This window comes from Mucilaginibacter sp. (assembly GCF_965225845.1).
In the GTDB taxonomy this organism is placed as follows: domain Bacteria; phylum Bacteroidota; class Bacteroidia; order Sphingobacteriales; family Sphingobacteriaceae; genus Mucilaginibacter.
Genome location: NZ_CBDDBL010000002.1, coordinates 1040049 through 1065834, shown reverse-complemented (window position 1 = coordinate 1065834; position 25786 = coordinate 1040049). Strand labels below are relative to the sequence as shown.

Below are 25786 nucleotides of genomic sequence, written 5' to 3'. Positions count from 1 at the left end.
CTATTCGGCAACTGCACCACCACAACTCGAACCTGCCCCCGCCGTACAACCATAGCAGTGTTGTTTCAAAATGATCTCACGGTTTTGTAATAATCTCAAATCAAAATCTGCGAGGTGCTGTGATGTGGCAGGTGTAACTTTCAAGTCAAGCATCTGGTTAAAATCACAATCATATAAAAAGCCGTCCCAGCCTACTGAAATGGTATTGCGGCACATCACATTGGCCACTGCTGCGGGATTAAATGCAGCAATAAGCTTATCCATATATTTATCGTAGTTTCCGGTCGTCAACAAGTAATCCAGATACCTGCTGATGGGCATATTGGTTATGGCAAAGAGGCTATTGAAACTAATGTTGTATTTCTTCATCAGTTCGTACTTATACTCTTTTTCAAGCGCATCCTGCGATGGCGGCAGAAAGGCACCTGCCGGGTTATAAACCAAATTTAACGTTAGGCCGCTATCTTGCATTCCGTATCCAACTGCATTTAACATTTGAAGCGCCTTAATAGAATCTTCAAACACACCGTCCCCACGTTGTTTATCAGTTCTGTCCTGAGTGAAGCTGGGTAGTGAAGAAACTACTTCTATCTGATGGAGCTTGAAGAACTCCGGCAGGTCATGAAAACGCTTATTGGCCAATATAATGGTAAGGTTGCAGCGGACAATAATATGCTTCCCCAATGCTTTTATCTGCTCCACAAACCACCTGAAATCAGGATTTAATTCGGGTGCGCCGCCTGTCAGGTCAACAATTTTGATAGGCGAACTGGCTAACACATTTAAACAAAGTTGCATCGTCTCCCGCGTCATGATCTCCTTGCGGTCTGGCCCGGCATCCACATGGCAGTGCTTGCATACCTGGTTACACATCTTACCCATGTTCACCTGGAAAATATCTACACCACCGGCTAACAGTGGGAACATACCGGTTGCAGCAACTTTGTCTTTGAACGAAGCGTGCTTATGCGTGGGGCTATGTTCCAGAATATCCAGCTGATAAGAACTATCAGCTAAAGGGTTTTGCAGGACTTTTAAGGATTTGATCATTACATGCTGATTTTTTTCACTTTGTTCATCATCTGTACACCGTGTACCAGTACTGCGCCTCCTTTAATGGCCGAGGCTACGTGCACCGCTTCCATCATTTGCGCTTCGCTAAAACCCTTCTCATAGGCATCGCTGCTGTAAGCATCAATACAATAGGGACATTGAACGGCATGGGCTACCGCCAAAGCGATCAACGATTTTTCTTTAGCAGTTAGTGCGCCGTCTTTAAATACTTCCCCATAATAGGAAAAGAATTTGTCGGCCATTTCTTTCTGATAATCTCCTATATTCCCAAATTTGCCGAGGTCTTCAGCATTGTAATAATGATCAGCCATTGTTTTCAGATTTATAATTATCCAAATATAAACTCCAGTCGTACTTTTTAAAATGGATAGTTGGTTTGGTACCTTCGGGTATAATCTTATTATTGATTAAGATTTCCAGCATACCTTTTTTTCCGCCAAAATCGTGACGGAACCAGCCCATCAATGCAGGCACATCAACGGTATTAGCCGCTTTACTATAAGTTACCTCGCCTTTTAAATAGGTTTTAACCGCAACATTCAGTTGTTTGTCGATTTGTTCCGGCTCATAAAAAGCGATGGGCGGACAGCTTTTAGCCCCGCAGTTTAAAGCGAAATGAATGCGGTAATCCAGTTTTGCAACCCGAAACTTTTTTTCAAACCCGGAAGGGAAAAGTTTACCCAGGTACCCTTCGCTCCATTTCACTTTGCTATGGCGTAATATGCCGTGCTCAATCAGGTCGAGGCTGAGTTGCTGCCCGGCAACGTCTATCTGTTTACTGGAAAAGAAAGAGTTGCGCGTTTGATATTGATCAGGATTTTTCTTTAGAATAACTTGGGTAAAGCCATTGTACAAATTTAACCAAAATGCTAACTTTTTCGAATCACTATTTAACTGTTGTGCTAAAATATCCTGATCTGCCTTTTTTAGAGTATCCATAAAAGCAGTTGTGCTATCACCTGTTTTAGCCGCATACAAAAAGTTTTGAGACAGCTTGATATAATCCGTGGCTTTAGCAATTTTAAACTGTGCGTTTGCCATTCCCGTCAATAACAGGAAGAACATGATATAAGCCGTTCTAAAAAAGGGTTTCAAAAGCATACATAAATTACGTAATAATATTTGTTATGGCTTTATGAAATGGAAATAAGAATTAATTTGGAAATCTAAATACTTCATCGTAATATTGCAATATAATTATGGGCTTAACAAAGACAGAAATATTCACAGAAGAACAAAACAGGTTAGCTGTTTTGTTAAAGGCAATTGCCCACCCGGCTCGTATCGCTATTCTACAACAGATTATTAAAGCCAATGCCTGTATTTGCGGTGATTTGGTAGATGAATTAGGTCTTGCGCAGCCTACTATTTCGCAGCATTTAAAAGAATTAAAAAACGCGGGACTTATACAAGGAACAATAGAGGGCGTAAGCGTTTGCTATTGTATTAACCCCGAAGTTTGGGAAAGTTTGAATAAAGAACTGACGTTATTTTTCGGTTCCGTTAAGAACGGTTGTTGTTAAAATTTTTTATATAAATATATCGTAATATTACAATTAAAACTTAGAAATCATGAATAAATTAGAAGCTATAAACTGGAAAACATTTAAGGACACCTTAGTTCAACATCCTGATCTTGATCTTCAATTTCAATATGCAGAAGGGAAATTAGTTGATGCGGCATACCATATAACAGAGATTAAGCAAGCGCCAATAACATCAGTAGATTGCGGCGGCGTGATGAATGCATGGACTGAAATAATCGTCCAATTATGGGTACCGGAGAATGAAGATCAATTGCGTTCAATGAAAGTAAAAAAGGCATTGTCAATTATAGACATTGTTGAGAAAATGCTACCACTTAACCCGAACGGTACTGTTAAAATCGAATTTGGTAATTCAGAATTTGATACCCGTCAAATGTTCCCAAACGAAATGGTAATTGATGGTGAAGCACTGACTATTGATTTGCGTCCGGATGCTGTGCAATGCAAAGCGATCAGCCGTGGCGGAAGCTGTGGAACTAATGACAAAGGTGAAGAATGCTGTGCTCCGGCTGTCGCAGAAAAGCCTAAAGTACAATTAGTAAACTTAGCCGTTGCCGGCGAATCTTGTACACCAGGTTCAGGCTGTTGCTAAGTATATTAGGCCTGATTAGTATAACAAATAATAGTCACGTTAATCCCATCAAAATTTAAAAAGATATTTGGATTTAATTAATTAATCGTAATATTGCATTATACAAGATGGGATTAACAAAAACAGCTAATTTTACGGAAAGACAAAACCAACTGGCGCAGATGCTTAAAGCTTTAGCACATCCGGCAAGGATTGCAATCCTTGACCATTTGCTAAAGGCTAACGAATGTATAACCGGCGATTTGGTAGAGGTGACAGGTTTATCGCAAGCTACAACTTCTCAGCATTTGAGAGAGTTGAAAGACGCAGGTTTATTAAAAGGCACTATTGATGGCACTTCAATGAATTATTGTATAGATCAGGCAAAATGGAAAGCAAATGCCGCTATATTAAAATCGTTCTTTATTGACGTACAATTTGACGAAACCTGTTGTTGATTTTTTTTGCCTCGCTTCATCGTTAAATTGCAATATACAAGCAGATAGACATTAAACAATTATTATCATGATAAAGCACCACATTTTATTCGTTTGCATTCATAATTCAGCACGCAGCCAAATGGCAGAGGCGTTTTTAAACCATTATGACGGGAAATCCTTGACTGCCGAAAGCGCTGGTTTGGAACCCGGAAAGCTGAACCCTAATGTAGTAAAGGTAATGCAGGAAGTCGGAATTGACATTAGTCACAAAGGCACACAGGAGGTTTTTGACCTGTTTAAAAAAGGTCGTTTGTTTCAGGCAGTTATTACAGTTTGTGATGAAGCCAGCGCAGAAGGATGCCCTATCTTTCCTGGTGTAGTTAGAAGAATGGGATGGTCATTCTCTGATCCATCGGGCTTTAAAGGCAGCGAAGAAGAAATATTGGAAAACACCAGAAAGGTAAGGGACGAAATCAAGGAAGCGGTATTGGCCTTTATTGAGGAAGCTAAACACATGGAGTATTGGCATAAACAAAAGCTTGACGCTTAATCCTTATAGGAAAATGCTTTATATAGCCGGGTTGAATATTCAATATGAGGTAAAAGATTTGGTCAACACCATAAACTTTTACAACATCCTTTTAGGAGAATGGGCTTCCGACCTTTACCCCGGACATGCAGTGTACACAATCAAAAACCCTGCGTTAACACTAACCTTTATCGAAAACCCTCGCGTCGAACAACCAATAAACGGTAACTTTAACCTGTTGTTAAGTTCAGACGAAGAAGTTTACGACCGTTTCAGGGATTTTACCAAAAACGACTTTAGTAAATACATAAAGATTGACCCTAATACGTTTAAACCCGGCAATCATCCGTTTTACATCAAAGATCCCAATGGCCTGTTATGGGAATTAGGTACCAACGAAAAAAAGAAAATTGCACCAAAACTATTTAACATCCCGCGCATGAACAGCGTGTGGGATATATTAAAACCAATATAAAAATGAGCGCTAACGATTGTGCCCCTGCGGCAGAAAGAAAAAAACTAAGTTTCCTTGACCGTTTCCTTACGCTATGGATATTTTTAGCAATGGCTATCGGGGTCGCCATAGGTTACTTCATACCATCATCATCAGGTTTCATCAATTCATTTTCCAGTGGAACAACGAATATTCCATTAGCGATCGGTTTAATATTAATGATGTATCCGCCATTGGCGAAAGTAAAATATGAAAATATGGGTGAAGTATTTAAAGATACAAAAGTGCTAAGCGCTTCTTTGGTACTCAATTGGATTGTAGGCCCCATATTGATGTTTGTTTTAGCTATTACCTTGTTGCGTGATCACCCTGCTTACATGGTAGGCTTGATTTTAATTGGCCTCGCCCGTTGTATTGCAATGGTCGTTGTATGGAATGAACTTGCAGAGGGTAACCGTGAGTATGCAGCCGGATTGATCGCCTTGAACAGTATTTTTCAGGTATTACTTTACAGCGTTTACGCCTATGTATTTATAACCGTTTTACCGCCCTTATTTGGACTAAAAGGATTGGCGGTAAACATTACCATATTAGAAATAGCTAAAAGCGTAGGTATCTATTTAGGTATCCCCTTTGCTGCCGGAATTATTAGCCGCTATGCTTTGATCGCTTTAAAAGGTGAAACTTGGTTTAAAGATAAATATGTTCCGGTTATTTCGCCGATAACCCTGATCGCTTTATTATTTACTATCGTAGTCATGTTTAGCTTAAAGGGTAACTTAATTGTGCAAATACCAATGGACGTGGTACGTATCGCAATACCGTTGGTTATCTATTTTACCATCATGTTCACCATTAGCTTTTTTATTGGGAAGTCATTCGGTGCTGATTATTCAAGAAGTACCTCAATTGCATTTACAGCCACAGGAAATAACTTTGAATTAGCCATTGCAGTTGCTATCGGCGTGTTTGGCATTAATTCGGGTGAAGCCTTTGCAGGCGTTATAGGGCCTTTAGTGGAAGTACCCGCTTTAATCGCTTTGGTTAACCTGGCTTTCTTTTTCCGTAAAAAATATTACAGCAATAAAACTATCACTACTATATGAAGATTGCACTTTTTTCAGATATACATGCCAATCTGCCAGCTTTAGAAGCTTTTTTTGCAGATGTTGAAAAGCAAAAACCCGATGCCATTTATTGTTTGGGCGATTTAGTAGGCTATAATATCTGGCCGAACGAGGTTATAGATGAGATCCGCAAACGTGGAATTCCTTGTATTGCCGGGAACTACGATTTTGGGATAGGACGCCACAGCGATGATTGTGGTTGTGCTTATAAGACCGATGAAGAAAAAGCTTTAGGTAAAATCTCTATTGCCTACACCAATGAGGTTGTAAAAGACGAACAAAGGGCTTATTTGCGCACCCTGCCTGCACATATCCGTTTAGAATTTCAACTGAATAATGACAAACTCAATGTGCTGTTTGTACACGGCAGTCCCCGCAAAGTGAATGAATATTTATTTGAGGATAGGGACGAAAAAAGTTTATTACGCATAATGGAGCAAGCCGATGCAGATGTAATGTGTTTTGGCCACACGCACCAACCCTATCATCGAATATTACCAACTGAAATTACAGAAGATACACATTACCGCCACGCAATTAATATCGGTTCTGTCGGTAAGCCGAAAGACAAAGACCCTCGTGGTGGGTATGTATTGCTTCATATTAATGAAGATAGTTCTATCAAAAATAAAGACAGTGTAAAGGTTGAATTTATCCGTTTTGATTATGATATAGAGAAAGCGGCCAAAGCGGTTGAAGATAGTCCTTTGCCTAACGAGTATGCAGATATGTTACGTAACGGTTAAACATTAATCATCAATAACCATCATCCAGTAAACCCTTAAAACTCACATTATGAAAACTAAATTAAAATCAGCCCTGCTGGTTGCAGGAATCCTTTTGTCTGTAAATTTGCTATTGAGCGGCTGCGGCGGCTCTGGTAATAAGACCGGCGGCGATAGCACTGCCGTTAGCTCTGGCGACAGCGAAAGCGCGTTAATGGGTGCAGGCAGCACTTTTGTTTATCCCTTATTTGGCAAAATGTTCGCTGAATATGGAAAAACCCATCCTGTAAAAGTTAATTACCAATCCATTGGCTCAGGCGGTGGCATTCAACAATTAACCAGTAAAACAGTAGATTTTGGCGGCTCTGATGCGCCACTAAATGACGAACAGACCAAAACAATCGGTGTCCCGGTTTTGCATATTCCGATGGCTTCAGGCGCGGATGTGGTATCTTATAACTTGCCGGGAATTACACAGCAGCTTAAAATGACACCCGACCTGATCGCCGCTATCTTTTTAGGCAAGATCACTAACTGGAATGACCCTAAAATTGCTGCCGTTAATCCTGGCATCAAGTTCCCTAACTTGCAACTTTCGGTAATCCACCGCTCAGATGGTAGTGGTACCACTTTTATCTGGACTGATTATTTGACCAAAATAAGCCCGGAATGGGCGGCAAAAGTGGGCAAAGCGACTGCGGTAAACTGGCCTGCTGGTTTAGGCGGTAAAGGTAACGAAGGTGTTTCCGGCTTAGTTAAACAAACTCCCGGCGCTGTAGGTTATATTGAATTATCCTATGCCACCCAAAATAAAATGGCGGTAGCGCAGGTAAAAAATAAATCGGGTAAATTTATTAACCCAGACTTGGCTTCTATAACAGCAGCCAGCAATATCGACCTGCCTGAAGATGCAAAAGTAAGCCTAACCGATACCAGCAACCCGGACGGTTATCCGATCAGCAGCTTTACCTGGGCACTGCTTTACAAGGAGCAAAATTATAAAGACCGTTCCGCAGCGAAAGCGAAAGTATTGTTAGACCTGCTTTGGTGGAACATTCATGACGGGCAAAAATTTTGCGAGCCGTTGAATTATGCGACCTTATCTAAATCAGCGGTAACAGTAGCAGAAAACCTGTTGAAATCAGCTACCTATAACGGAAAACCCATTTTAAAATAATCAAACTGCCTGCTTTCTTTTTAGCAAGAGGAAGCAGGCTATTTTTACTATTATGACTATAGCACTTTTTTCTGATATACACGCCAATCTGCCTGCGTTCGAGGCAATGCTGACCGACCTGAAAAGCCGCAGCCCTGACGCTGTTTATTGCATGGGTGACTTGATCGGCTATAATGTTTGGCCAAATGAAATCATTGCGGAAGTTCGCAAACGTGGCATTGCCACTTTAGCCGGTAATCATGACCAAAAGACCAAAGGGTTTGCCTATGAATTGGTATCGGCAGAAAACCGCGACTATTTAAATACGCTTCCCGCAACAATTAAACTGGAATACCAGTTAAATAACGACCATTTAAATATTTTACTTGCGCACGGAAGTCCCAGGAAAATCGATGAATATGTATTGTCTGATACGAATGAAGCCTACGTACTGGAAATGATGAACGAGGCAAAAGCGCACGTGCTTTGCGTTGGCCATTCACATAAACCTTACCACAGGGTAATTCAAACTGATACGGGCTATAAGCATGTGATTAACATTGGTTCGGTCGGTAAGCCAAAGGACAATAACCGGATGGGTTGCTATGTACTAATTAAGCTTAATGAAAACAGTTCTGTTGAGGCAAAAGATAGTATTTATGTTGATTTTATCCGGGTGGCTTATGATGTAGAGAAAGCCGCCAAAGGGGTGGAAGAAAGCCCCCTGCCAAATGAATTGGCGGATATGCTGCGCAAAGGTTATTAGCCATGAAGAAGCAGCGAAAACACTATGTCTTTATGGCTGTCCTGATGCTGCTGATTGCGCTGATTGCAATACTTAGATTTAATATGAAGGATGGCCGTTATTGGCTGATTCCCTGCTGCTTCGGCTTCATTGGCGGCGTTTACATTTATGCCGCTATTAATTCAAAACATTAAAACAAGATATATGAATTTCCCTGAAAACTTATTATACTCCAAAGAACATACCTGGCTAGGTATAGACGGCCAAACAGGAACAATTGGTATTACCGAATTTGCACAAAGTGAATTAGGCGAGATCGTTTACGTGGAATTGCCAAACGTTGGGCAATCTTTTAAAGCTGATGAAATATTCGGCTCGGTTGAGGCGGTAAAAACAACAAGTGACCTATTTATGCCTTTGTCCGGAAAAGTCACTGTGAAAAACGATGCTTTAATTAAAAATCCTGCATTGATTAACAGCGATCCATTTGAAGCGGCATGGATGATCAAGATAGAACTTACCGACCCGTCGGAAATTGATCAACTGTTAAATGCAGATAGCTACAAAAGTATTGTTGGAGTGTAACCTTTCAGTTAGGAGGTTATACCATTTTTTAAAATGAACAAAAGTACCGCGAATTTATTGCCAGCATTTCTTTAATTAGAAAAATCCACAAAAGACTACGGCATAATGAACAGGCGGTGTTCCCCGCCCTTTCACCCTGCGGGACTTATTCCGTTTCCTTTTGTCTTGTGCTGTCAAATTTCAAGGCTTTCTTTTTTTCCTTTTTCTTTTAAATGCGATCTAAAACTCTGCTATTAAAATAAAAGTCCCTTAGCACTCGCTGCAAGGGACTTTCAACCTAAACCTTATCACAAGGCAAGCAAGAGTGCCTGCCAGTAAGGATGGCAAGCTACAATTTTTCACGATAAATAAAAGATATTTCAGCTCGGTTTTTATGGTCAATCCAACCGCCCCCTGTTTTCACCAAAGATCATAAAACCATAAGAAAACAGGGGGCGTTCTTCGGGCGGGCGATAGCCCGCCGCCGGACATTTTTAGTAATAAGGGGGATTGCTCCCCCTTATTAGCAATTAGTTATAGATTAATGCTTCGCTTCGCTGTGTTGCAAAATCGCGACAAAGATTAAAAGTCGTTTGCGCCCGTTGTTTGGCTGTGCCGTCCATGATAGATTTAAACTTAGCTTCATCACTTTTAAAACTGCGCACATTTTGAAAATAGCCTGTAACGCTGTTATATGCGCCAAATACCGTCCCTGCGGTTGTGTCCATTTGCTGGGTCTGACTTCCTAAAGCATATTCGTACACATTATCTACAATATTGGTATAATGGGTTGATAGCAAGTCTAACTTGCCTTCGGCTAAATTTTCCAAAACCTCTTTATTTGGTGCCATTGCAATCTGTATCAGTTTTTTAACCTCTGCATCCGTAATACGCACTTTAGCCCATTGGTTAAACAACCCTTCAAATTCACCGCCTAATGATTTACTAATACCCATTAAGGTATGCGCCTGTTTAAGCCTCTCCGTAGCAGATGCCGTATGACGGATTTTAATCGCCCCTGAATGATTATTCTTGGCAGCGTTTAGTGTGTTGTTGCAAACTATTCGAATAGGCGTAAAAGCTGCGGTAATGCTTCCTAAACCATCGTGCGTGGTAGTTAAAAACAAATATTGCTCTATCCAGTCCTTAACGCCTACCCGAATATAATCAGGTAATTTGGCAGTTATAAAAACCCGCTCACCATTACCCAATGCCCCCGCCGTTTCGTACAAAATTCCATCGCCACCGCCTACGATAGCATCAAAGAACGAAAACGCATCACGGTTTTGTACTACTTCATAATCATTGCCGACTACCCCTAAAACCTGCTCGGTATCTGCACGAACGGTTGCAAAGAAATTAGGCACTTCTATTTCAGGGATCATAATATCGTCGCTACCCTCGCCCAAATGGTTAGCGGTATCATAGGTAAATAAAGGACGTTTTTCAACTATATAATCCAGTCCTGCGTGCTGTATCGCTTCGCTACTGGTTGGGTAGCGGTCTATAATTTGCCCTAACCCGTGCCAGGCTTTTTCCTTTACACTCATAAAGCTGTTTTTGCCTGTATTCTTATTGAAATTTATTTGATGTGCCATGATGTTATTTTTTAGTGTTCAGTTCAATGATTTTTGTTTGTAATACTTCCACATTCGGCGTACTGCTCACCTGTAAAACCGTTTCGGTTTGCAGTTCCTGTATAGCATCGTGTATTCTCGTATGTGTGGTTTTGATGGTAACTTTTATCAGTAAAAAAATCCTATCCTCCATTGTCTTAAAATTGATAGGTGTTCATAAAATCGCTTAACTCTAATTGAAACCGTGCGGGGTTTTCCTGCGCTAAAGTTTCGGCGTAACCTTCCCAAAATATTTGGTTGGTCAGTTCTATAAATTGCTCATACATAGGAATTGCTGTTTTTTGTGAAACCATAAAAAAATGCTCCCGACAATATGCCGGGAGCATAATTTGTTTAAGCATTGGGGAAAATGATGTTTGCTTCAATGTCGGCCAGTTTTTCATGGCAGGCATCAAAAATGAATTGAGAAACCATGCGGATAAGATTAGGCGTGTTGGTTACAAACTCCCTACCTTTATCGTCTTTGATAATCAGCTTGCACCCCTGATATGGGTTACTTTCCAGTTCGTCGTTTTCTTCAATTAATTTCACCTCAAAATCTTCCAGTAACTTAATGCGGGATAAAAGGGTAATACGCTGAATGCTTAGGCGGTGCAAGCCCTCCACCGATTTTAAGGTTTGCTCTAAGTTTAAAGCGAATTTTTTAGGCTCGGCTTTCACTTCTTCCACTTTAACGGGTTCGGCTTTCACCTCTTCGGTTTTGGCGGGTTCAGCTTTCGGCTCGTCTATGCTTTGCCCTGTGGTAAAGGGCGCAACGTTAGCGGGTTGGTTATCCACTGTAGCGGGGCTACCGGTCTTAACCTCGGCAGGGTTGGTTTTCTCAACTTGCGGATTTTGGGCAGGTGTTTGATCTTTAGCGGTTTCATCTTGTTTGGCTTCCTTTCCTGTTAAGCTTGGGCGGTTTTCAACTCTGTTTGCTGCTTGGTTGTTTTTTGCTGCTGCACCTTGTACACCGTTTGCATTTTTTTCTGCTGTTTTCATTTTTTAAATGATTTAAAAGGGTTAAAAATTTGTTTTTTTGTTTCCCTTTTTTCCCGAAGACTTTCCTTAAAAAGCTATTTTTCAAAAGAAAAAACGGTAAAAAAGAAAGTCAAAAAGACGGTCGAAAAGCCAGGGCGGGAGAACTATAAGTCCCGAAGGGTGGCCGCAGCGCAGCGGAGGACATTATGCGTTCGTACGACCGGGCTGACCGATCTTGACGCCGCTTTTGTCCGTTTTCTTTGGAAAATAGCACCTTGAAAGCATCTGATATTTTAGCAGGAAATTAAGTGCAGATTGAAGGCAAGCGAAGCTTTTCCCGGCATCGCGGGTAAACGAGTGAAGTCCTGAAAGAAGCTCTTAATTGGAGTTTAAAGAAGTTATAACTTATTAAGCGGATGTTTTTGCAGCGTAGCAAAAATGCAGTAGCGGACCTTATTCCAATCAGCCTTAAGGAAATCACCTGTCAAGGATTGCAACGTCATCCTTTTCGGGAAAAGATAAAGTGGAAAGCCTGGCCGGAGGGACAGCCAGTTCTATTAGTAATAAAGCAGAAATTTACGATTTAAAAAGCGATGCTATGGTTTGCATCGGCAAAAACATCTTCCCTGAATCCAGTTTAATAAAATCGTATTTGGTGTAAAAGGCTTCGGCATCATTATCGAGGGGATCGACGATGAGGGCCATTGAGCCAATGTGTTTCTCCGAGGCATCCAACGCAACCTTTAAGGCATCCATCAATAAATATTCACCCAGACGCTGACCTTTGTAATTTTGATCCACTGCCAGACGGCCCAATAAAGTAGCAGGCAGATCATGGTAAGACGGGGGCATTTTCTTTTGAACATCTTCCGGCACGAGCTCACGGGAAACACTTGTACTTGATAAGGTAAAATAACCTATTACGCGGCTATCGTCAACCATGGCAAATATCGCGCTCAAACGCCTTTTAAGATCCTGGCTGGCCTGCTTTTGGATATAATTATCCAGCATTTCCTTGCCGCAGCTAAAGTCTTTCTTATTAAATCCAGACTGTAGCGGTAATATAGGATAACTCATTAAGCTTCGGCAGACTGATTATTAAACTCCTTGTACCTTTTAGCTGCATCCCGCAAACGTTGATTAGGCTGCGGCGGGTTCATAATCGCATCAAAGAAGATTTTTTTATCCCTTTCAGAAGCCAGGATAGCTTCATGCTGCTGAACGATGGTCTTTGCTTTTTCTTCCGCTGTTGACAGCATAAAATCAGTTAATGTGCGGTAGCCTCCAATTTTGGTAGCTAATTCAAAAAGTTCCTTTTGAACTTTGGTCAACTTCGTATCAAACCTTGTCTTTTCAACTTTAAGTGCTCTTTCCATAGTGGCATTTATTAATAAACAAAAATACGGAAAAATTCCGTACAAATAAAACAACAAAAAGCCAAAAAGTGTTTGATGCTAAAATAAATTGGGAGAAATCAGCCGATCTTAATTCGCATAATATCCTCTATCCTCGTAGTGTAACATGGGCACAAGTTTGGTGCATTCAACTGCAATGGCTTATCATTTCCCTGCGCGCCTAACTGCACGGTATTGCGTCCATATCGGTTATTGATCGAATCCAAGGCTTTGGAAAGTTTGGCTTCTACTTCCATATTGTGCGTTTTCTCCTCGAATAATAAAGCGGTTTGCTGGTGTGTTTCGGGTATAAGATCAATGACCATTACCCCGGTTTTTTTGTATGCATAACCTTTGCGGTAAATTTTGCGCAGACCCTCCAATGCTTTGCCTACAATCACTCTGGCCGAGTTGGAATAAACATCCAGTTTGACCATTATATCATTATTATATTGCTTCTGTTCAGTGCGGAATTTATCTGTTTGCAAAAACACCACTACCGCAGTACAATTCAATTTGTCTTTACGCAGTTTATAAGCGCAGCTCGCCGCATGGTTGGACACTGCTTTTAAGATCAGGTCAAAATCGTCGATGGTTCTCGCAAAACTACGGCTGGTGCAGATATGCTTCTTGTCGGGTGGTATTTCTTCCATCGGTACGCATGAAACGCCGCGCAATTCATACCAAAGACGCTGCGTTTGTATGGTCATGTTTTGTTTAGTCCAGTATTCCGGCTGCATGGCTAAATCAAGCGCGGTATAAATGTTAAAGCCAGCAAGAAATTTTGCATAAGCGGGGCCAATGCCCCAAAGGTCTTCCACGGGAAAATCCCGCAAGGCGGTTTGTATCTGTTCGTCCGTTTGTAAAACAACAACCCCGCTTTTATCAGGCGACTTTTTAGCCAGTTTATTAGCCACTTTAGCCAGCAATTTGGTGGGTGCCAGTCCCAGGCAAATTTCGACACCTACACCCTTTGTAGTAGAGCGGACTATTTCCCTGCCTAATGCCGGCAACGCATCCTGATCCCATTGCTTAAAAAGCATAAATAGTTCATCAATGCTGTAGCGCTCCACTATATCACAGAATTGTGCAACATGGCTAAAGCCCCGGTTACTCATAGACTGGTAATATTCGTAGTTGGACGAATAATCTATCACACCGTCTTTCTTCATTTGCTTCACCAGTTCAAAAGCATTCTGGCTCATGCCGTAACCCATTTGCTTGGCAATCTTGCTCCGGGATATGATACAGCCGTGATTGTTGGACATGGTAACATGCGGCACGAAACGTAATTTAGGGTTAAACAACTCATGTGTACCGCAATAAAAACTGGAAAAATCAGCCAGGCCGAACATATAACGATATTTCAGCAGCCATATCCCGCTGTTTTCCGGCGATATATCCGTTAAAAATTCATCTAATTCATTATCGGGCTGTAGCTGCATATCAAATCGTTGAATTAATGATGTAGGTTACTTTGCCCCAAATGAAAAAATCATCCTGGTCGGAGATCTTTACCGGCTTAAATTCTGCATTGAACGGATATAAAAAAACGCCGTCATTGTTAATGCGTACTTGTTTTAAGGTGAATCCTTCATCAACCCAGGCAACAACCAGGTCATTGTTCTTGGCTTCTAAAGAGCGGTCGATAATAGCAAGTGACCCTGACCAGATGCCAATATCTTTCATGCTGACACCCTCTACACGGCCTAAAAATGTTGTGCTTTTGTTGCGGATCAGTTCTTCGTTCAGGTCTATTTCATTCCGAAAGTAGTCTGTTGCCGGACTTGGAAATCCTCCAAAGATGCCATCTTCAAAAAAAGGGATCAGCGTTTTGCTGTCTGTATTTAATCTGTACAAGTTCACCCGCATAATTCCATAATATGACCGCCAAAATTGCTAATTATTTTAGTATTTTAACAATAAAGTTTTTAACTTTGTTTTATGTGCGGCAGACAAGTGGCTTCCCAATCATGGGAATTGGAAACAGATTTAAAGGTTAAAGTATCAAACGCCCCTCAACTGGGAGCGGCTAAAAGTGATTGTGCGCCGACTGATCTTTCGGCGGTTATCACGCATAAAAGCCCGAGGGAGATTGAATATATGCGATGGGGGCTTATACCTGCAAACACGCATAACATCGCGGAACTAAGGCCATTAACAAATATTCGTTCCGAAACCATTGCCGCCAGTGGTAAATGGCAGGATATTTTAATGAAAAGCCGTTGCTTGAATCTTGTACCGTCTTATTATGAGTGGCATGATGAGGGTGAATTTAAAGTCCAGTATGAGGTTAGCCATGTAAGCGAAAAGTACGTGTACTTTGCCGGCATTTGGACAACCTGGATGGACCGTGAGAACGGGAATATTCCGGTAAATAGCTTTGCCATTCCAACCTGTGAGCCAGATAATAACTATAGCAAAATCCATATTCGTATGCCGGTTGTGTTCAATAAAGAGCAAAGGCGTTTGTGGATGCATCCTGAGGCAAGTTTTCAGCAATTAATGGGTTTGCTTCAAACTTATAACTCTACTTTTTTGAAGTTTAAAGAAGTTGGCAGAAAACGGTTGCCGAAGAAAAAGGATGATGGTAATTCGCTTTTTTAGATTTGCTATTCGTTTAATTGGTCAGTTTCGCCTTTTCCAATTCCAACAATATAAGACGCTCGTAAAGTTCAATGATTTTTTCTAAAATAGGCAAGTTCATTGAAGTCTGTTCTTTTGGAAGACCAGTTTCCGAAATAGCTTCTTTTAAAAAATCAATTAATAATTGATCACTATATTTATAAATCATGCTCGTACTAACGCCCAGAGCAATTGCAATACGTTCAACAGTATTTTCCCGCAGATTTTCGGTCTGTTCAATTTTTGAAATAGTTTGTTGGCTGATCTTTAATGTGAAGGCAAGGCTTTCTTGCTTGACGCCCAACAATTCGCGAATTTTTGCAATGTTTTTACCTATATGCATACTTAAAGATTTAAGGTAAAAATATAGGCGTTAAAGCGAATCTACTATAAGTGTAGCTTTTAAATTATAACTACAGGTAATAGAATTAGCCACAGATATTTTAAGAGAAATTATAATCATTTAGTACTCTCCATTCATTTGGAGCACATTCAGGCAGGTTTGAATTTTCGGTTATATTCCAAAGGTTTAATTCATTTTCAAGGAAAGCAACGAGTTTGCGCAATCCTACTTCGTGATAATTAAAAATGGAAGTAATTGCATTCGCCTTTAACCAGTCTTCCCAAAAACCTAATGAACTTAACGGATGAATATAAACATCATCATCCCATTCATTATTAAAACCAAATACAAATCCTGAAACTTCAGTTTTGAGATCCTGATCGGCAGGATCGTCCGATATGGTAGTTAAGCGAAAATATATAGCCGGATAATGTCCGCCCTCGGTATATTGAATTTCTATTTTTAATAGTTTCCTGCTGTTTAAAGCCAAAACATTTTCGGTTAAAAACTCTACTAATTTAATCCACTGCTGGTCGTTTATATGAATTAGCGGATTGCGTGGTGTGGTTATCGTTGCCATGACTTGGTTTTTAAAAAAGAAACAGGTCATTGACTGACCTGTTTCATGGTTCGTAATTTAAACGTGAACTTTAGCTTTACGCGACTGCTTTTTTGCAGGAGCATCCTCCTTTTGCTGCTCGCGTTGTTTTAAGTTTCTGACCGGCTTTTGTTCGGTTTGCAATAATTCTTCCCGCTTAATTTTCTTCATTTGATGATCGAACAAATCGACAGTTTTATACTGCGGATTAGCGGCAATAAAATATTTTTTGTCGCCGTTATCGTCGCCAACGGTTATTTGCTGGGCGTTACCTTTCTTTAAGGAATACATTAATTCGTCTTTCGCTTTAGGATCTTCCAGTTCCTTGATACCTTTTCCAGCAATCACCTTATCAATATCATATCCATAGTTTTCATGGTAATGCTTGATCTTTTTATTACCGTTTTCAGTTAGGTTCTTATCATCAAGCGTTAACCAAGATTGATATTTCTGGCCTTCCAAATTGTAAAGCTGTTTGTGTACGGCACGGCCTTCCATTAAATTGAATGCCTCTTTAGCGGTTATGCCGCTGCCTTTATTGATGAAAAAAGATTGATTAATATCCTTGGCAGGGTCATCTTTGTGGCTAATAGTTGCATCATACTTATTAAAAAAGTACATATCCTTATTATCACCTGCTTTAAAATGCAGCGTATAATCAACCGTTTTCTGGTTGAACTCATGTTGTAAGCCTAATTTAAATTCAGGCGTTTTAGAAGCCATTTCCTTATCCAGTTCAGCATTTAATTTGTCGCCAAAACCCAGGTTAAGCAGGCTTTTTTTTAGAAATTCAGCATTTTGAGTATTCATAACGTAATGATTAAAAATGAAATAAATGGTTAATTAAAGTGTATTTGCAGCTATTGCATTAACCGGTTGCTGCCTTGCCGGGGTTATTGTTTTTAAATTGTCCAAATCCTTCTGTTTGATTTGCAGGTACAAATGGCGGTTGCCGTTACGCTCGTATAATTCAACGTTTAGCGCTTGGTCATCAGAAAGGGAAAAACGGTGAAAGCCAAAAACTTTTGCAATCTCCTGTTTATGGGCAATTGAAGTTTTTTTACGGAGTGTTGTAATTAAGGGCACGATCTCCTGTTCATGAGTTGCCATTCTTGCAACCGTTTTCAAATCCCTGATATAAAATCGCACAAAATCAATTTCATAAGGCAGATTGGATTTGTTACGAATATCTAACCTAAAGAAAACCCTATTTCCTGCAAGGGATAGTTTATCAACCCAGGCTTTTACGCCTCCGGTTTTTTCATGGTCTACCACGTCTTTGCGTTTACCTTCGGCTAACTGTGAAACGACTGCGCTGTAATTAACATCCGCAGTTTTAATGACCCGAACTGTCATTGGTGCTCCTCCATCAAGTTCAATTCGTCGTCCGGCACGTCCGTAGGAATATTCTACCGGAATGTGATAGATTTTTGCAGTGCTAATTTCCTGCACATTAATGCGGGTTGGTGAAAAATCTGTTGTAAGGGCTTTAATCGTAATCAAAGCATTCTCTTTTTGGTCAACATCGAAATCCGGCGTTGACTTGCTGATAATCTTTACCGCCGATTTAAAAAACAACGCGGTAGTTTTATTACGGCTCACATAAGCGGTATCTTGTGCGTAGGAAACTGTCCCCCAAGCACCAAGAATGAAAATAATGAATGATTTTTTCATGGCATTTTGTTTAATTATCACGGTCGTTACTGTCCTTTAAAAGAACTTCGTAACCGGCCTTTACTTTAACTTTTATCTGTTTTACCTTGTGGTTGAATAAGCCTTTGGCGGCTTCAACCCCTGCACTGGCGGCCTGTGTACCTACGGACTGATCCATTGACATGAGTTGCATAGATTGAACCGCATCGCCAACGCCATTTTTTGCAGCATCCCTTCCGATGGAACCAGGAACATATAAGCCCTCCATACCGTCAAGGTCGTAAACTGCGAGTGCTACCGGCAAGATATTATTGAGATAGCGAATACTGGTTATTTTGACTTCTAATCGCTCGTTATTCAAAGCGCAGGTGCCGTAAACAAAGCTGCCTTTTGGTATCATTTTGCCGTTTACATAAATGCCATCCAGCAACCTTAGTTTGATAACGGCACCACTTACGAGCGTTTGATCTTCATGCACCACTGCCTGAATTGTATTACCTGCTGTTTCGGTAGCATTAGCGGAGCGACGTTTTTTTGTTTTACCGCCACCATCGTAAGAAGCATAGCTAACCTGCATTTTATCAGATGCGGAATTATCGTCGTCATCGTCATTCGCCGCCATCACCGCATAAACGCGGCCATGATTTTTCAGGGATTGATTGCGTAGCTTACTGTTGGCATTCCCGGGGTTTTGTATATCGTTAATTTGTTGCAGCATTTGGGTGAGCTGCTTCATTTCAGGATCGTTGCCGCCGCCGTTGCCGTTCATGGCTTTCATCATCAATTCCAGCCGTTTTACGTCGGCGGTGGATTGCGGCGATGAGGCGCTGCCGCCGCCGTAGTTAGGCTGGTCCGGCTGGTTGATCTGCTGATTGATAGCGGCAAGTTTGGCCTGAATTTTGGCTTCGTTCACATCTGCCAGGGTAGGGCCGCCTGTAAGGTTGGCGGTAGAACGCTGGGTAGTTGAATCACTATGCCCGGCTTTAGCGGCATCCAGTCCCATTGATTTAACGAAACTCTCGCTAACCCCGCTGCTGGCTGAACTTACGGAATCAGTTTTAACGGTTTGATAAACGCCCATTTTATCCTGGGTCTTTTGGTCTTTAAATTGCGCCTGTGGCAGTGTTGAATTTAATCCCTGCACATTGGAATTTTCAAAATCAGATGCGGATTGTTTACCGCCGCCTAATGCCCAGAACGCCATCGTTAAAAATGGGATGATAAGCAGGGGCATAACGATTAGAAATTTGCGCTCCTTTAGAAATTCAGGAGTATGCTGCGGCAATTGGCCGCTGTTTAATACTGCATTCATGATTTACTTTTTTTTAGTTAATGAATCTGTTAATTGACGTTTAATGAATTGCGGATCGGGAAACTCTGATGCCTGCCCAATGTGGGCAGACGTATAGTTTTGTGATATTTTTGGTATAGTGTAGAAGCTGCAAAATGAGCTGCTAATTAATATGATAGCCGTTAGCAGTCCGATTGCGATAGCAATCTGTTTCTTTTGACGAATAGAATAAGCGTTAAACCACCTGTTAAGCCAGGCCGAAAAACGTAATTGGAAATTGATAATTTGCTTTGCCAGCGAAGCCGCAACCTTGTCGCTCAATTGTGCTGACGTTTTGCTGTTTGATAAAATCATAACTTTTAGCGTTGAATAGTGGTGTCCCTGTTCGCTAAGGTTTCCCAATGCAGGATCAAAAAACCATGCGGGTTATTGTCTGACCTTGCTACATTGCGCAAATACCCCTGAGTGATCAGGCTTGATATTCCGGGGATGTTGACCACCTGATTCCGTGGCAAAGTGACCAGGCGATTAGCTGGCGAACGATAGCAGCGAGAGCTGTAAAAGCGTTTTCAAAGTTAGTTATTAAAAGTGGTTATTGATAACTGACCTCTTTATCATCAGTTCTTCGTTTCTTTCTCATTGATTCCCCCTTCAGTTCGATACGGTGTGCACTATGTACAATCCGGTCCAGTATAGCATCAGCAATTGTCTTTTCACCGATCACATCGTACCATTTACTTACAGGTAGCTGAGAGGTAATGATCAGCGAGGTCTTTCCATGCCGGTCTTCAATGATCTCCATTAGCGCAGCCCTGCTTTGCGCATCAAAAGGCTGTATACCGAAGTCATCCAATATCAGTAGTTCTTGCCGCTCGATCTTCGCAACCTCTTTGAGATACGAACCATCGGCCTTCGCCATTTTGAGTTTAGAGAACAGTTTGGGCGTACTGGCATAAAAGACCCTGTAGCCCAGTGTGCAGGCCTGGTACCCAATAGCAGAAGCGATATAGCTTTTACCGATACCTGTGCTGCCGGTGATCAGCAGATTCTCATTGCGCTCGATGAATGTACAGTCCGCCAGGCGCATGATCTGGTTACGGTCGATACTTCGGTCGGCATGATAGTGAACGTCCTCTACAGAGGCTTTGTAGCGGAACTTGGCATAATATATCTGCCGCTCGATACGCCTGTTATGGCGGTCATCCCATTCTGCATCTACCAGGTGCGCCAGTAGCTCATCTGCTGTGTAATCCTCTGTTTTACCTGTTTCCAGGGTGCTTTGAAAAGCATGGTACATGCCGAAGAACTTGAGCTTCCGCATTTTGTCTAACGTGTTTGTGTTCATTCCATTGGTTGTTTAAAAGGTTATTTGTAATAGTCTTCGCCTCTGATATTATCATGGCTGGGCATAGGAAGTTCATCTGCGAACAGGCTTTCTTCGTATTGATCCATCTTCTTTTCCAGGATCATATGAATGGTCTTATAGTTATAAACGCCATAGTGAAGACCTCTTCGGCAAGCCATGATCAGGCGTTCATTACCTACTTTGCGGGAGAAGCCAAGGATACCCAGGCAGGACTTATAAGCCTGTTCAGGATGTTGTTTACGGTCGAATATATTATGGATATAAAGCCTGACATCCTCGTGTATGGATGAGGCCCAGCCCAGGAACTTATCTTTTGACCAGTCGGCCACGAACTGATGAGTGGAAGCCAGATGGTCTTTCTCGGTTGTATAAAGATATAGTCCCCTTGTGCGTTTATGCATGGCAATACGCTCATAATGGTAAAAGGCTTCTACCGAAGAACTGGAATATAGCAGCTTGATCTTTCTGCCGATAAACCGATAAGGGACGCTGTAATAATGTTTATCCGGTCCAAGGCATACATAGCCGTTCTTCATCACGGTAGCATGGAACTGCTTTTTAAGCTCGTAACGCAGAACAGGTAAAGGGTTGAGCACTTCGCGCTCTATCTCATCGAACTGCTGCCTTCGGCTGTAGTTCCTCCCTTGCAGGAACCGGTTGTTGTGCTCTTCGAGCACCACTCTTATGGCTTCGTTCAGATCCTTTAACGAATGGTAAACTACTTTTCTTAAGGGGGCATAGATCCGGGTATACATGATCTTAACCGCACCTTCTACCAATGCTTTATCACGAGGGCGGAACGCCCGAGCTGGTAGTATGGTAGTACCGTAATGATCAGCAAAGTCAGCGAATGTTTCGTTTAACGTGGGCTCAAAACGGCTGCTTTTGGTCACGGCAGCTTTCAGGTTATCCGGTACAATGGCATCAGGAACGCCACCGATATAATGCAGCGTATTCTCACAGGCCGTAATAAAGTCCTCCTTTTGCTGACTACTCACAGCTTCTACATAAGTAAGCTGGCTGGCTCCGAGTATCGCTACAAATACCTCAACGGTAATGATCTCGCCGGTCTCCTTATCGGTAATGCTCAGCTTTTGCCCTGCAAAGTCCACATACAGCTTATCACCTGCTTTGTGATCCATATGCATGGTCGGGTTGACCCTCGCTTTCCACTGGGTATAATAGAAGCAGAACTGGCTGTACTGATAGCCTTCCGGGAACTCTTTATAATACTCTGCCCATAATATATGACGGTTAACGCCGGTGCGTTTAAGCTCCTTATCTACATGCGGAAAGCACCGCAGCATAGATTGCATACGGCCTGTAGGAGGCATCTCCCTGCTTTTTCCAAAGAAGTCCTCTAGTTCCTTATCGTTCAGCGCATCAACCTCCTCGAACGTAAAGCCACTATCCTTAAACGAGGCCAGGTACTTCTTAACGGTATTCCGGGACGTATCAGCCTGGGCAGCTATCGACATGATACTGCGCCCATTGGTGTACATCCTTATTATCTTTCTGATCTTACTCATGCTAATCGTAGTGTTGGCCATGCTTTTGGAGGTTATATTAAACCTCGTAAAGATGGGTGCTTCTACAGCATTAGCTGCTCGTTCGGGGTGGTCAATTTGGCCCGGAATGCCTGGTCAGTTTGCCCCGGAATGGGGTGGTCAATTTGACGCGGAATCACTGGTCACATTCCGCCGGAATTGGGTGGTCAATATCAGCGGTATATCCATCATGATGCTGGTACACTAAATAAGGTTGTTTTCCAAAACCTAAGCCTTCCATGTAGTCATCTGCAATCTGCTGAAGAATATCTTTATCCAAATTTTCACCTACTGCAAAATTTAATGAAACATGCAAGGTATTGACAAGTGTAAGCTGGTTACGTTTCGCAAGATCCGTCAGCCTTTCCAACTTGTTGTTGAATGTCAGATCGAGCGGGTCTTTAAGATAACCTTGTGCTGAAATCAGTTCTGCTTTGCCCAATCCCACCTTATGTTCATTGTAATTTATTGCACCGACGATGCTTCGTCCGGTTTTAATTTTTGCGACCATAATTCTGAGAAATTTTGCATCCGCTCTTTGATTTGCATAATTGCCGGATCAACCTTACTTCCAATAATCGAAAGTAGATTAAGCCATAATCTACTATCTGCATTCCCATGGGCACTGTTAATTTGCCGTACCGCCTGGTTGAGATTATTACCGATAGCATTAAGTTCCCTCCGCAGCAGAGCAAGCTCTTCCAATAAATCATCCATTGATTTATCCCGGTAGTTTACGGTGATTGGTTTTTCAAGCAAAACAGACCTGATGTACTCGCTCATTTTTAAAAATCTTGTTTTCTTAAAGCGGGTATCAATTACTTTAAATTCGTTGGGCTTGAACCGTGTGGTTACTTTGCGTTCCCTGTTTTCTTCTTCATTTTCCATTCCTTAAATCTTTAAAAAATCCGACCTCGGAGGATTTTCCCATGGCCCCCGACTGACTTCGGAAGGTAGGGGCAAGATCCGTTTGTCGGACAAACGTTTATCTTGCTGATTGCTGTTAAGAGGCAATCTCCTTCTCAAAGACATCTTTAACCTGCCTTAATTCCATTAATACCTGCATCATGTTGACTTTTTCTGTTTGGCATCTAAGAAGAACTTTAACGCCTCGATACTGATATCCTTTAAAGAAGCATCGAATTCTACCCCATAGGTTTTTACACGCTTTAAAAGCGCCTTTGGAATCCATACATTTAACTGCGCCTCTTCTTCTTTTACTCCCGTATTTTGCCTGATCGGCTGCACTTCCTGTATCGGGGTTTTAGGCGTCTCTTTTTTAAGTTTGTCCGCTAAGCCGCCGAGTTTATCTTTATAATCTGTCATTGTAAACCTTCCGTTAAGTACCTTATTAGACCAGGCATTTTGACGACTACATAAATATGTATTTATGTAATTATGCACTGATGCGGTTTACGATCTCTTCCGCTAAAGCTGTTATTTCTGTTATCGCTTTGCTATCGTTTCCTTGCAAAACCCCTGCTGTAATTGATGACCTTGCAATTCTCACCCTGTCATAGATCATCGTGTGCAAAACAGGGGTTTTCATGCTTTCTAAAAGGCCGCTCACTTCCTTGGTAATACCAGAGCGCGGCTTGATCATATTCATTACAATACCGGCCCGTATATCCGGCTTCTTTACCTGTGCATCCTTTAACAATGCGATAGTTGAGCGGATAGCCATCACATCGAAAAATCCGGCCTTTGTCGGTATTAATATGAAGTCCGACAGGCCAAATAATTCCGGCAGCTTGTTCGACAGGTAAGGGGGCGTATCGACGATAATCAGATCATAGTCTAAATGTTTAATATCCTGCAATTCGTCTTTGCTTATCACTGAGAGATCAGGCAACTCTTCCTTGATCTGGGTGAGGCTGCCTTGCAAATCCGTATCAACCAAAGCAACGTTTAGCTGATCCTGAAAACACACTGCTAAATTCATTGCCAGTGTGCTTTTTCCAACGCCCCCTTTTTGGTGGGCTACGGTGATGATCTTTCCCATGTTATGTAATTCTATATTTTAATAAATACATCATGCTGTAATTGCATAATGCTGTAAATCTTCAGATACATATTTCTGTAATTGCAGATTTGTGTAATTACTAATTTCTGTAATTCCGTATTTCAACAACTACAATTTTCTTTATCTGCATAATTCAATAAATACATATTGCTGTAAATACACAGGTATGTAATTATGTATGAAGGGTCTATCACTCATTTCACTTCATCAATTCCAGTAAGGTCATTATTCGATAGTGTGAAATTCTGCGCTTAACCATTTAATTTTGAAAAGTCACGCTGGTGGTGAAAGTCGTTGTATTTTGGGTCTATTAATAAAACTGAAATTTTCAGAAACCGAATTTACAAGCCACCAAGAACCGACAAATTGTCATCATAACTTTCATTAGATATTCAAGACGATTCGCAGTAAAATGGCGACATTCTAAACTTTCGTTTTGTCTCCTGCCGATAGTTATAGATCCATTCCGCTGCACAAACCTTCCAGTTATTTATCGGGTAGCCGGTTGCATTTTTCCATGCCCTTAACTCATGTTCTTCATAAAAATCCCGGGCAACCTCCATTACTCCCTTTTGATCAAAATATATTTCAATATTGGCCAATGATGGCGGTATAGAAGTGCCTAAACCGTCATCATTTCGAGGAACTATTTTCAGGCTACTCCTGGATGATTGATTGGGGACAGGAACGATCCGCCTTGCTTTACGCTTCATGCCATTTTCATTTGATCGTTCAACTTACCGGAATTCATCAGCGCCTGAATATCTTCCAGGTTGTAATAAGTTATACCACCTAACTTTTTGAAAGGGATCAAACCTTTGTCGCGAAGGTATTGAAGCTTGCTCTCCGAAAGGCGAAGCATCTTTTTGATCTCGAACGCTTTTAGCCATTGGTGCCCCGGATGGCCGGTCTGTTCTTTTAATAGCTTTTTAATGTCAACAATTAGCTGTTGCTTAAAATCAATCAAGTCCTGCACCGTGATCAACTGATCACGGTGAACTTTTGGAAAGTCATTTGAAGTTTCATTATAATTTGCCATAGCTTAAAAATTTAGCACAGCAAATGTGAGGAAGGGCAAAATATTTTTTTCACACCTCATGTACGAGGTAGGTGTTTTTTATGCATTTAGTACGTTTTGGCGACGAATTATTGCTGAAACATTGGCGGTTGTGAACGACCGACGAAACAAACTGCCACTATTTTGCAAGGGCTCGGTATTTATAAAATATTCAATTCAAGTCGTGCTAAGAAAATTTTTGACAAAACAAAATAACCCTAATAACGCTGATATCTACAAGTTATTGAAATGTGGGAGCATAATGGTGATGACTAAATTCCTCAAGATTCTGTTAATTAAATTTTTAGTCAAAAGCTATTTTAAAAAGATGTCTAATTAAAGTTAAATCAGTAGTATAAG

37 protein-coding genes and 1 pseudogene are annotated in these 25786 nt (G+C 41.3%); 12 read left to right on the top strand and 26 right to left on the bottom strand.

Annotation, left to right across the window (positions count from 1 at the left end; translation table 11 throughout):
- From arsS to ACYZ0U_RS08600, 3 genes are read right to left on the bottom strand one after another with little or no spacing between them, the layout of a single operon-like run.
- The gene (gene arsS / locus ACYZ0U_RS08610) at positions 1-1050 is read right to left on the bottom strand and encodes an arsenosugar biosynthesis radical SAM (seleno)protein ArsS (protein WP_461451674.1); all 1050 of its coding nucleotides are present in this window, start codon (positions 1048-1050) and stop codon (positions 1-3) included.
- Complete coding sequence (locus tag ACYZ0U_RS08605; protein ID WP_461451673.1) at positions 1050-1385, bottom strand: arsenosugar biosynthesis-associated peroxidase-like protein; 336 nt, start codon at positions 1383-1385, stop codon at positions 1050-1052. Before ACYZ0U_RS08605 ends, arsS begins: the two co-directional genes overlap by 1 nt.
- On the bottom strand, positions 1378-2115 hold the full coding sequence (locus tag ACYZ0U_RS08600; RefSeq protein ID WP_461451672.1) for a DUF547 domain-containing protein: 738 nt from the start codon (positions 2113-2115) through the stop codon (positions 1378-1380). The genes ACYZ0U_RS08605 and ACYZ0U_RS08600 overlap by 8 nt, the downstream gene beginning before the upstream one ends.
- Positions 2116-2273: 158 nt before the next feature.
- On the opposite strand from ACYZ0U_RS08600, the gene ACYZ0U_RS08595 reads away from it, so the two are divergent.
- The 11 genes from ACYZ0U_RS08595 to gcvH all read left to right on the top strand — a co-directional run bounded on the left by ACYZ0U_RS08595 (position 2274) and on the right by gcvH (position 8953).
- Positions 2274-2597: an ArsR/SmtB family transcription factor gene (locus ACYZ0U_RS08595; RefSeq protein WP_461451671.1), complete on the top strand. Its 324-nt coding sequence runs from the start codon at positions 2274-2276 to the stop codon at positions 2595-2597.
- Positions 2598-2646: 49 nt separating this feature from the next.
- Positions 2647-3213: a DUF6428 family protein gene (locus ACYZ0U_RS08590; protein WP_461451670.1), complete on the top strand. Its 567-nt coding sequence runs from the start codon at positions 2647-2649 to the stop codon at positions 3211-3213.
- A 107-nt stretch (positions 3214-3320) separates the two neighbouring features.
- Positions 3321-3650, top strand: a complete 330-nt coding sequence (locus ACYZ0U_RS08585) for an ArsR/SmtB family transcription factor (protein WP_461451669.1) — start codon at positions 3321-3323, stop codon at positions 3648-3650.
- Positions 3651-3717: 67 nt separating this feature from the next.
- Positions 3718-4182, top strand: a complete 465-nt coding sequence (locus tag ACYZ0U_RS08580) for an arsenate reductase ArsC (RefSeq protein WP_461451668.1) — start codon at positions 3718-3720, stop codon at positions 4180-4182.
- Between the two features lie 13 nt (positions 4183-4195).
- Complete coding sequence (locus ACYZ0U_RS08575; RefSeq protein WP_461451667.1) at positions 4196-4636, top strand: VOC family protein; 441 nt, start codon at positions 4196-4198, stop codon at positions 4634-4636.
- A gap of 2 nt (positions 4637-4638) precedes the next feature.
- Positions 4639-5721: an ACR3 family arsenite efflux transporter gene (arsB, locus tag ACYZ0U_RS08570; protein WP_461451666.1), complete on the top strand. Its 1083-nt coding sequence runs from the start codon at positions 4639-4641 to the stop codon at positions 5719-5721.
- Complete coding sequence (locus ACYZ0U_RS08565) at positions 5718-6488, top strand: metallophosphoesterase family protein (RefSeq protein WP_461451665.1); 771 nt, start codon at positions 5718-5720, stop codon at positions 6486-6488. The genes arsB and ACYZ0U_RS08565 overlap by 4 nt, the downstream gene beginning before the upstream one ends.
- A 49-nt stretch (positions 6489-6537) precedes the next feature.
- Positions 6538-7644, top strand: coding sequence for a phosphate ABC transporter substrate-binding protein PstS (gene pstS / locus ACYZ0U_RS08560; protein ID WP_461451664.1), 1107 nt, complete (start codon positions 6538-6540; stop codon positions 7642-7644).
- Between the two features lie 52 nt (positions 7645-7696).
- A complete protein-coding gene (locus ACYZ0U_RS08555) occupies positions 7697-8389 on the top strand; it encodes a metallophosphoesterase family protein (protein ID WP_461451663.1) in 693 nt (230 codons plus the stop codon).
- 2 nt (positions 8390-8391) lie between these two features.
- Positions 8392-8562, top strand: coding sequence for a hypothetical protein (locus tag ACYZ0U_RS08550; RefSeq protein WP_461451662.1), 171 nt, complete (start codon positions 8392-8394; stop codon positions 8560-8562).
- Positions 8563-8572: 10 nt separating this feature from the next.
- A complete protein-coding gene (gene gcvH, locus ACYZ0U_RS08545; protein ID WP_461451661.1) occupies positions 8573-8953 on the top strand; it encodes a glycine cleavage system protein GcvH in 381 nt (126 codons plus the stop codon).
- Positions 8954-9462: 509 nt separating this feature from the next.
- Here the strand turns inward: gcvH and ACYZ0U_RS08540 are convergent.
- The 8 genes from ACYZ0U_RS08540 to ACYZ0U_RS08505 form a co-directional block, all read right to left on the bottom strand.
- Positions 9463-10530 carry a DUF932 domain-containing protein gene (locus tag ACYZ0U_RS08540; RefSeq protein ID WP_461451660.1) on the bottom strand — a complete coding sequence of 356 codons (1068 nt, stop codon included), beginning with the start codon at positions 10528-10530 and terminating at the stop codon, positions 9463-9465.
- A 4-nt stretch (positions 10531-10534) separates the two neighbouring features.
- Positions 10535-10702, bottom strand: a complete 168-nt coding sequence (locus tag ACYZ0U_RS08535) for a hypothetical protein (protein WP_461451659.1) — start codon at positions 10700-10702, stop codon at positions 10535-10537.
- Positions 10703-10706: 4 nt separating this feature from the next.
- Complete coding sequence (locus tag ACYZ0U_RS08530; RefSeq protein ID WP_374949738.1) at positions 10707-10835, bottom strand: hypothetical protein; 129 nt, start codon at positions 10833-10835, stop codon at positions 10707-10709.
- Positions 10836-10902: 67 nt separating this feature from the next.
- On the bottom strand, positions 10903-11550 hold the full coding sequence (locus tag ACYZ0U_RS08525; protein WP_461451658.1) for a hypothetical protein: 648 nt from the start codon (positions 11548-11550) through the stop codon (positions 10903-10905).
- A gap of 555 nt (positions 11551-12105) precedes the next feature.
- The gene (locus ACYZ0U_RS08520; RefSeq protein WP_461451657.1) at positions 12106-12606 is read right to left on the bottom strand and encodes a GNAT family N-acetyltransferase; all 501 of its coding nucleotides are present in this window, start codon (positions 12604-12606) and stop codon (positions 12106-12108) included.
- Complete coding sequence (locus ACYZ0U_RS08515; protein ID WP_461451656.1) at positions 12606-12905, bottom strand: type II toxin-antitoxin system TacA family antitoxin; 300 nt, start codon at positions 12903-12905, stop codon at positions 12606-12608. Before ACYZ0U_RS08515 ends, ACYZ0U_RS08520 begins: the two co-directional genes overlap by 1 nt.
- A 98-nt stretch (positions 12906-13003) precedes the next feature.
- Complete coding sequence (locus ACYZ0U_RS08510) at positions 13004-14368, bottom strand: Y-family DNA polymerase (RefSeq protein WP_461451655.1); 1365 nt, start codon at positions 14366-14368, stop codon at positions 13004-13006.
- A 1-nt stretch (position 14369) separates the two neighbouring features.
- Complete coding sequence (locus ACYZ0U_RS08505) at positions 14370-14789, bottom strand: LexA family protein (RefSeq protein ID WP_461451654.1); 420 nt, start codon at positions 14787-14789, stop codon at positions 14370-14372.
- A gap of 78 nt (positions 14790-14867) precedes the next feature.
- On the opposite strand from ACYZ0U_RS08505, the gene ACYZ0U_RS08500 reads away from it, so the two are divergent.
- On the top strand, positions 14868-15530 hold the full coding sequence (locus ACYZ0U_RS08500) for an SOS response-associated peptidase (RefSeq protein ID WP_461451653.1): 663 nt from the start codon (positions 14868-14870) through the stop codon (positions 15528-15530).
- Positions 15531-15543: 13 nt separating this feature from the next.
- Here ACYZ0U_RS08500 and ACYZ0U_RS08495 read toward each other — a convergent pair whose 3' ends face one another.
- From ACYZ0U_RS08495 to ACYZ0U_RS08425, 15 genes and pseudogenes are all read right to left on the bottom strand, one after another.
- Positions 15544-15891, bottom strand: coding sequence for a helix-turn-helix domain-containing protein (locus tag ACYZ0U_RS08495; protein ID WP_461451652.1), 348 nt, complete (start codon positions 15889-15891; stop codon positions 15544-15546).
- Positions 15892-15991: 100 nt separating this feature from the next.
- Positions 15992-16471, bottom strand: coding sequence for a hypothetical protein (locus ACYZ0U_RS08490; RefSeq protein ID WP_461451651.1), 480 nt, complete (start codon positions 16469-16471; stop codon positions 15992-15994).
- A gap of 57 nt (positions 16472-16528) precedes the next feature.
- The gene (locus tag ACYZ0U_RS08485) at positions 16529-17299 is read right to left on the bottom strand and encodes a hypothetical protein (RefSeq protein ID WP_461451650.1); all 771 of its coding nucleotides are present in this window, start codon (positions 17297-17299) and stop codon (positions 16529-16531) included.
- A 33-nt stretch (positions 17300-17332) separates the two neighbouring features.
- Positions 17333-18163, bottom strand: a complete 831-nt coding sequence (locus ACYZ0U_RS08480; protein WP_461451649.1) for a DUF4138 domain-containing protein — start codon at positions 18161-18163, stop codon at positions 17333-17335.
- 10 nt (positions 18164-18173) lie between these two features.
- Positions 18174-19454 carry a conjugative transposon protein TraM gene (traM, locus tag ACYZ0U_RS08475; protein ID WP_461451648.1) on the bottom strand — a complete coding sequence of 427 codons (1281 nt, stop codon included), beginning with the start codon at positions 19452-19454 and terminating at the stop codon, positions 18174-18176.
- Between the two features lie 3 nt (positions 19455-19457).
- Positions 19458-19787 (bottom strand): hypothetical protein, encoded by a 330-nt coding sequence (locus ACYZ0U_RS08470; protein WP_461451647.1) that lies wholly within the window; start codon positions 19785-19787, stop codon positions 19458-19460.
- 5 nt (positions 19788-19792) lie between these two features.
- A pseudogene (locus tag ACYZ0U_RS08465) lies at positions 19793-19909 on the bottom strand (conjugative transposon protein TraK); the annotation flags it as partial.
- Positions 19910-20025: 116 nt separating this feature from the next.
- Positions 20026-20778: an IS21-like element helper ATPase IstB gene (gene istB, locus ACYZ0U_RS08460; protein WP_354431475.1), complete on the bottom strand. Its 753-nt coding sequence runs from the start codon at positions 20776-20778 to the stop codon at positions 20026-20028.
- A 20-nt stretch (positions 20779-20798) separates the two neighbouring features.
- Complete coding sequence (gene istA, locus ACYZ0U_RS08455; RefSeq protein ID WP_461449803.1) at positions 20799-22328, bottom strand: IS21 family transposase; 1530 nt, start codon at positions 22326-22328, stop codon at positions 20799-20801.
- A 154-nt stretch (positions 22329-22482) separates the two neighbouring features.
- Positions 22483-22788: a relaxase/mobilization nuclease domain-containing protein gene (locus ACYZ0U_RS08450; RefSeq protein ID WP_461451646.1), complete on the bottom strand. Its 306-nt coding sequence runs from the start codon at positions 22786-22788 to the stop codon at positions 22483-22485.
- A 23-nt stretch (positions 22789-22811) separates the two neighbouring features.
- Complete coding sequence (locus tag ACYZ0U_RS08445; protein WP_461451645.1) at positions 22812-23234, bottom strand: plasmid mobilization protein; 423 nt, start codon at positions 23232-23234, stop codon at positions 22812-22814.
- Positions 23235-23411: 177 nt separating this feature from the next.
- Positions 23412-23672: a hypothetical protein gene (locus ACYZ0U_RS08440; protein ID WP_461451644.1), complete on the bottom strand. Its 261-nt coding sequence runs from the start codon at positions 23670-23672 to the stop codon at positions 23412-23414.
- Between the two features lie 70 nt (positions 23673-23742).
- Positions 23743-24348 (bottom strand): nucleotide-binding protein, encoded by a 606-nt coding sequence (locus ACYZ0U_RS08435; protein WP_461451643.1) that lies wholly within the window; start codon positions 24346-24348, stop codon positions 23743-23745.
- Positions 24349-24761: 413 nt separating this feature from the next.
- A complete protein-coding gene (locus ACYZ0U_RS08430; RefSeq protein WP_461451642.1) occupies positions 24762-25082 on the bottom strand; it encodes a hypothetical protein in 321 nt (106 codons plus the stop codon).
- Complete coding sequence (locus tag ACYZ0U_RS08425; protein WP_157526481.1) at positions 25079-25408, bottom strand: helix-turn-helix domain-containing protein; 330 nt, start codon at positions 25406-25408, stop codon at positions 25079-25081. Before ACYZ0U_RS08425 ends, ACYZ0U_RS08430 begins: the two co-directional genes overlap by 4 nt.
- Positions 25409-25786: the final 378 nt, after the last annotated feature.

Excerpts from the sequence above, each read along its gene's own strand:
- arsS (WP_461451674.1), bottom strand. The coding sequence starts at position 1,050 with ATGATCAAATCCTTAAAAGTCCTGCAAAACCCTTTAGCTGATAGTTCT.
- ACYZ0U_RS08605 (WP_461451673.1), bottom strand. The coding sequence starts at position 1,385 with ATGGCTGATCATTATTACAATGCTGAAGACCTCGGCAAATTTGGGAAT.
- ACYZ0U_RS08600 (WP_461451672.1), bottom strand. The coding sequence starts at position 2,115 with ATGGCAAACGCACAGTTTAAAATTGCTAAAGCCACGGATTATATCAAG.
- ACYZ0U_RS08595 (WP_461451671.1), top strand. The coding sequence starts at position 2,274 with ATGGGCTTAACAAAGACAGAAATATTCACAGAAGAACAAAACAGGTTA.
- ACYZ0U_RS08590 (WP_461451670.1), top strand. The coding sequence starts at position 2,647 with ATGAATAAATTAGAAGCTATAAACTGGAAAACATTTAAGGACACCTTA.
- ACYZ0U_RS08585 (WP_461451669.1), top strand. The coding sequence starts at position 3,321 with ATGGGATTAACAAAAACAGCTAATTTTACGGAAAGACAAAACCAACTG.
- ACYZ0U_RS08580 (WP_461451668.1), top strand. The coding sequence starts at position 3,718 with ATGATAAAGCACCACATTTTATTCGTTTGCATTCATAATTCAGCACGC.
- ACYZ0U_RS08575 (WP_461451667.1), top strand. The coding sequence starts at position 4,196 with ATGCTTTATATAGCCGGGTTGAATATTCAATATGAGGTAAAAGATTTG.
- arsB (WP_461451666.1), top strand. The coding sequence starts at position 4,639 with ATGAGCGCTAACGATTGTGCCCCTGCGGCAGAAAGAAAAAAACTAAGT.
- ACYZ0U_RS08565 (WP_461451665.1), top strand. The coding sequence starts at position 5,718 with ATGAAGATTGCACTTTTTTCAGATATACATGCCAATCTGCCAGCTTTA.
- pstS (WP_461451664.1), top strand. The coding sequence starts at position 6,538 with ATGAAAACTAAATTAAAATCAGCCCTGCTGGTTGCAGGAATCCTTTTG.
- ACYZ0U_RS08555 (WP_461451663.1), top strand. The coding sequence starts at position 7,697 with ATGACTATAGCACTTTTTTCTGATATACACGCCAATCTGCCTGCGTTC.
- ACYZ0U_RS08550 (WP_461451662.1), top strand. The coding sequence starts at position 8,392 with ATGAAGAAGCAGCGAAAACACTATGTCTTTATGGCTGTCCTGATGCTG.
- gcvH (WP_461451661.1), top strand. The coding sequence starts at position 8,573 with ATGAATTTCCCTGAAAACTTATTATACTCCAAAGAACATACCTGGCTA.
- ACYZ0U_RS08540 (WP_461451660.1), bottom strand. The coding sequence starts at position 10,530 with ATGGCACATCAAATAAATTTCAATAAGAATACAGGCAAAAACAGCTTT.
- ACYZ0U_RS08535 (WP_461451659.1), bottom strand. The coding sequence starts at position 10,702 with ATGGAGGATAGGATTTTTTTACTGATAAAAGTTACCATCAAAACCACA.
- ACYZ0U_RS08530 (WP_374949738.1), bottom strand. The coding sequence starts at position 10,835 with ATGTATGAGCAATTTATAGAACTGACCAACCAAATATTTTGGGAAGGT.
- ACYZ0U_RS08525 (WP_461451658.1), bottom strand. The coding sequence starts at position 11,550 with ATGAAAACAGCAGAAAAAAATGCAAACGGTGTACAAGGTGCAGCAGCA.
- ACYZ0U_RS08520 (WP_461451657.1), bottom strand. The coding sequence starts at position 12,606 with ATGAGTTATCCTATATTACCGCTACAGTCTGGATTTAATAAGAAAGAC.
- ACYZ0U_RS08515 (WP_461451656.1), bottom strand. The coding sequence starts at position 12,905 with ATGGAAAGAGCACTTAAAGTTGAAAAGACAAGGTTTGATACGAAGTTG.
- ACYZ0U_RS08510 (WP_461451655.1), bottom strand. The coding sequence starts at position 14,368 with ATGCAGCTACAGCCCGATAATGAATTAGATGAATTTTTAACGGATATA.
- ACYZ0U_RS08500 (WP_461451653.1), top strand. The coding sequence starts at position 14,868 with ATGTGCGGCAGACAAGTGGCTTCCCAATCATGGGAATTGGAAACAGAT.
- ACYZ0U_RS08495 (WP_461451652.1), bottom strand. The coding sequence starts at position 15,891 with ATGCATATAGGTAAAAACATTGCAAAAATTCGCGAATTGTTGGGCGTC.
- ACYZ0U_RS08490 (WP_461451651.1), bottom strand. The coding sequence starts at position 16,471 with ATGGCAACGATAACCACACCACGCAATCCGCTAATTCATATAAACGAC.
- ACYZ0U_RS08485 (WP_461451650.1), bottom strand. The coding sequence starts at position 17,299 with ATGAATACTCAAAATGCTGAATTTCTAAAAAAAAGCCTGCTTAACCTG.
- ACYZ0U_RS08480 (WP_461451649.1), bottom strand. The coding sequence starts at position 18,163 with ATGAAAAAATCATTCATTATTTTCATTCTTGGTGCTTGGGGGACAGTT.
- traM (WP_461451648.1), bottom strand. The coding sequence starts at position 19,454 with ATGAATGCAGTATTAAACAGCGGCCAATTGCCGCAGCATACTCCTGAA.
- ACYZ0U_RS08470 (WP_461451647.1), bottom strand. The coding sequence starts at position 19,787 with ATGATTTTATCAAACAGCAAAACGTCAGCACAATTGAGCGACAAGGTT.
- istB (WP_354431475.1), bottom strand. The coding sequence starts at position 20,778 with ATGAACACAAACACGTTAGACAAAATGCGGAAGCTCAAGTTCTTCGGC.
- istA (WP_461449803.1), bottom strand. The coding sequence starts at position 22,328 with ATGAGTAAGATCAGAAAGATAATAAGGATGTACACCAATGGGCGCAGT.
- ACYZ0U_RS08445 (WP_461451645.1), bottom strand. The coding sequence starts at position 23,234 with ATGGAAAATGAAGAAGAAAACAGGGAACGCAAAGTAACCACACGGTTC.
- ACYZ0U_RS08440 (WP_461451644.1), bottom strand. The coding sequence starts at position 23,672 with ATGACAGATTATAAAGATAAACTCGGCGGCTTAGCGGACAAACTTAAA.
- ACYZ0U_RS08435 (WP_461451643.1), bottom strand. The coding sequence starts at position 24,348 with ATGGGAAAGATCATCACCGTAGCCCACCAAAAAGGGGGCGTTGGAAAA.
- ACYZ0U_RS08430 (WP_461451642.1), bottom strand. The coding sequence starts at position 25,082 with ATGAAGCGTAAAGCAAGGCGGATCGTTCCTGTCCCCAATCAATCATCC.
- ACYZ0U_RS08425 (WP_157526481.1), bottom strand. The coding sequence starts at position 25,408 with ATGGCAAATTATAATGAAACTTCAAATGACTTTCCAAAAGTTCACCGT.